The 3,370-nt window shown below is 43.8% G+C and carries 5 protein-coding genes; 3 read left to right on the top strand and 2 right to left on the bottom strand.

The annotated features are described in order from the left end of the window. Positions 1–390, top strand: a 390-nt coding sequence (locus tag PX481_RS24405) for an urease accessory protein UreD (RefSeq protein ID WP_288096506.1), incomplete at its 5' end; no start/stop codon positions are given. Between the two features lie 21 nt (positions 391–411). On the opposite strand, the gene ispE is transcribed toward PX481_RS24405, so the two are convergent. Beyond that, on the bottom strand, positions 412–1,353 hold the full coding sequence (gene ispE / locus PX481_RS24400; RefSeq protein ID WP_288096503.1) for a 4-(cytidine 5'-diphospho)-2-C-methyl-D-erythritol kinase: 942 nt from the start codon (positions 1,351–1,353) through the stop codon (positions 412–414). A 17-nt stretch (positions 1,354–1,370) separates the two neighbouring features. Then, positions 1,371–2,177: a 16S rRNA (adenine(1518)-N(6)/adenine(1519)-N(6))-dimethyltransferase RsmA gene (gene rsmA, locus PX481_RS24395; RefSeq protein WP_002759099.1), complete on the bottom strand. Its 807-nt coding sequence runs from the start codon at positions 2,175–2,177 to the stop codon at positions 1,371–1,373. Positions 2,178–2,299: 122 nt separating this feature from the next. Between rsmA and crcB (PX481_RS24390) the strand changes: the two genes are divergently transcribed. Beyond that, positions 2,300–2,689 (top strand): fluoride efflux transporter CrcB, encoded by a 390-nt coding sequence (gene crcB, locus PX481_RS24390; protein ID WP_002759101.1) that lies wholly within the window; start codon positions 2,300–2,302, stop codon positions 2,687–2,689. A 145-nt stretch (positions 2,690–2,834) separates the two neighbouring features. Further along, positions 2,835–3,239 carry a fluoride efflux transporter CrcB gene (gene crcB, locus PX481_RS24385; protein WP_288096499.1) on the top strand — a complete coding sequence of 135 codons (405 nt, stop codon included), beginning with the start codon at positions 2,835–2,837 and terminating at the stop codon, positions 3,237–3,239. Positions 3,240–3,370: the final 131 nt, after the last annotated feature.

Here is a 3,370-nt window from a genome sequence, read left to right as displayed (position 1 = left end):
CGCAGTGCGCGAGGGGAGAAATTTTTAGCGGGAGAATGGCATTCTAATTGGGAAATTTGGCGATCTGGACAACCTTTATGGCTCGATCGATCCTGCCTGTTAGGTGGTAAAATGATCGAGGGATTTTCTGGTTTAAATGATAGCGCCCTGATCGGTACTTTAGTTTATATCGGTCAACCGGTGGGCAGAAATTTGATTGAGAAAGTGAGAGATTTTTCCCTAGAAGGAGAGATGGGAGTTACTAGCACTTTAGGAGATGGTCTTTTATGTCGTTATCGGGGTAATTCTAGCGGTGAAGTGCGACAATGGTTTCAGCAGGTTTGGCAAATTTTAAGGCGAGAAATGAGCGATCGAGAGGCAATTATTCCGCGAGTTTGGTTATCTTGGTAAAGGCGGTCAATTTTAATTTTCTCAAGTCACTTGAATGCCTGTATCGGTGATTGGGGCTATCCAAAATTGTAGATCGGGAGCGACGAGAATTTCCCGGGCCTCTTTAACAATAGTTTCCGCCACTTCCTGAGATGAACAGAGAGTAAAAACCGTTGGGCCAGAGCCTGACATCATCGTTCCCAAGCCGCCTAAATCGCCCAGAACCTGTCTTAACTCGGCTACGAGGGTAAATTCGGGTAAAACCACCTTTTCGAGGTCATTGTGGATAAATTTGCCGATAGCGGCCGGTTGTTTATGGGCGATCGCTTGTACCAAAGCCCCGGAACTCACCTGCTGACGGCGGTGATGAAAGTCCTCTGGAGAAGACAGATAGGTATCCTGAAATTTTTGTCGATAGCTTTGGTAGGCCCAGGGTGTAGAAACGGATAAATGATCGTATTTAGCTAAAATCACCCATAATCCGGTTAGAGGAGCGATCGGATCGAGAATTTCTCCCCTTCCCGTACAGATAACCGTTCCTCCTGTCACACAAAAGGAAGTATCGGATCCCAATCTTGCCGCTAAAGTTTCTAATTCCGGATGGGTTAAGCCTAATTCCCAGATTAAATCGATGCCGACTAACACCGCCGCCGCGTTGGTGGACCCCCCCGCTAAACCGGCAGCCACGGGAATATGTTTCTCGATGGTGATATCGATGCCGCCGTAATTGGCAAAGAGGCGGGGGAATTCCTTCGCCATCAAAGTGGCGGCGCGATGGGCGAGATTACTGCTATCTTGGGGGACGAGGGGATGAGAGCAAAAGAGGCGGAATTCCTGCAATCCGTTCGGCCGGAGAGTGATGCGATCGCATAATGCCACCGTCTGCATCACCATGACTAACTCGTGGAAACCATCAGGGCGATCGCCAACGATTTCTAGATATAAATTAATTTTAGCGGGGGCTAGAAGGGTATAACTGTGCATTTGTCAAGAAAAAAAATCTAAAATTTTGGCAATTGACCTAATTTTTCCGCCAAGTCAATCCATTGCGATAAACTGAGATCTTCGGCGCGAGCGAGGGGATTAATCTCTAATTGTGTCAGGATTTGGCTTAATCGATCGCTATCTAGACAATTTTTTAGATTATTGCGTAACATTTTGCGCCGGTTGGCAAAACCCCAGCTAATTAAAGTGGACAAAAAGGCCGCATTACCGACATTTTTCGGGAAAACACGGGGTAAAAGCTGAATTACCGCCGAATCCACCCGGGGAGGTGGGGAAAAGGCTCGCCGGGGGACATCACAAATCCATCGACAATCGGCAAGGTATTGAATGCGGACGCTGAGAGCGCTGTAAGCTTTGGTGGAGGGGACAGCGACTAATCTTTCGGCGACTTCTTTCTGGACCAAGAGGGTAATACTCTGGTAAGGGGGGGTGAAGGGATGGGCGATCGAACCGAGCAGCTTTTCCAGGATCGGACCGGTGATATTATAGGGAATATTAGCCACTACTTTATTAACTGGCGGCAGTTGCTCGGGTTTAAGGGTAAGAAAGTCGCCTGGGATGAGATGAAAGTTATCTTGTTGGCCAAATTTTTTATTTAAAATTGTCCATAGATATCGATCGATTTCTACAGCGACAACCAATTGAGCGCCATCGAGAAGACGACGGGTTAAAATGCCTGTACCCGGTCCGATTTCTAATACCCGATCCTCTGATTGTAAATCAGCAGCGCTGATGATGCGATCGAGTATCGATTCATCTTTTAACCAATGTTGTCCAAAACGTTTACGCGGTTGAATTTTCATACGTTTATCCTGAATGTCAGCTTGTCCTTGACAATAACACTCCTGAAAATATCGGCCATGCGATCGATAACCGCATCAATTATCATAGAGCCTAGGCAAAGATAGCAAAAAAATTAGAAACAATGTCAGATTTGAACGATGTTTTCGCAATTGTAGCAGGAGCGGTTCCAGGGGCGTTATCTCGTTATCATATTACCGAATGGACAAAAGCGAAATTCGGCTTGCACTTTCCATCTGGAACCTTTATTATTAATTTAACTGGCTGTCTAGCTATCGGCTTTTTTTGGGCTATTTTACCCAGTGTTCCCTTTTATTCCCACCAACTAGATTTAATGGTGAGAACGGGATTTTTAGGAGCTTATACCACCTTTTCTACCTATAGTTTAGATATCCTGATCCTCTGGCGCAATCAGCAAAATTTTCTCAGTCTTTTTTTTGCCGTTGCTAGTATAATTTTCGGATTGATTGCCGTGAGAATCGGGGCAGCTATTGCCCAATTTTTTCTAGGTTAAGTAGGTAGGCGTTAAAAACTATCAGATGCCCCCCTTATCAAGGGGGGATTAAGGGGGGATCGAACCTAAAATCCATTTTAAATTTAATTATAACCAGCTACTTAATTCTCCAATTTATTTACTATTGAAGGGCAGGAGAGACAGCATGAATTTTTTCAGGGGTCGTTATGGTTTATTCGTGGCGATTGGGGCTATTTTTGGGGCTTTAAGTCGTTTTTATATTGCGGAATTAATTGACAGTATCTTTGGTCAAGAATGGGGATTTTGGGCGACATTTTTTGTCAATGTTTCTGGCTGTTTAATTATTGCCTATATCTTTACTATGGTTAAGGAAAATATTCGTATAATTGCCCCAGAATTAGGATTGATGATTGCCACGGGTTTTTGTGGTTCCTATACAACTTTTTCCACCTATAGTTTGGAGGTCAACAAGTTTTTAGAGCAGGGAAACTTAACTTTCGGTTTAATTTACTGGTTGGGCAGTGTTCTTGGGGGGATGATTGCGCTTAAAATTGGAGTTATTTTAGCAAGAACGGGTTTTCCTAGATGAATTATTAAGGGCGCAAAAACAGATAAATATCTCTCAAACTTTACCCTGTCTTCACTTGCCATTATTAAGGGAAACTTAATTATCTTAACCTGATTATTACTAAACCTTAATCTTAGTCAAGATTTAAGCTT

This window comes from Microcystis sp. M53603_WE2 (genome assembly GCF_030065435.1).
This window is presented reverse-complemented; position numbering and strand designations above follow the sequence as displayed.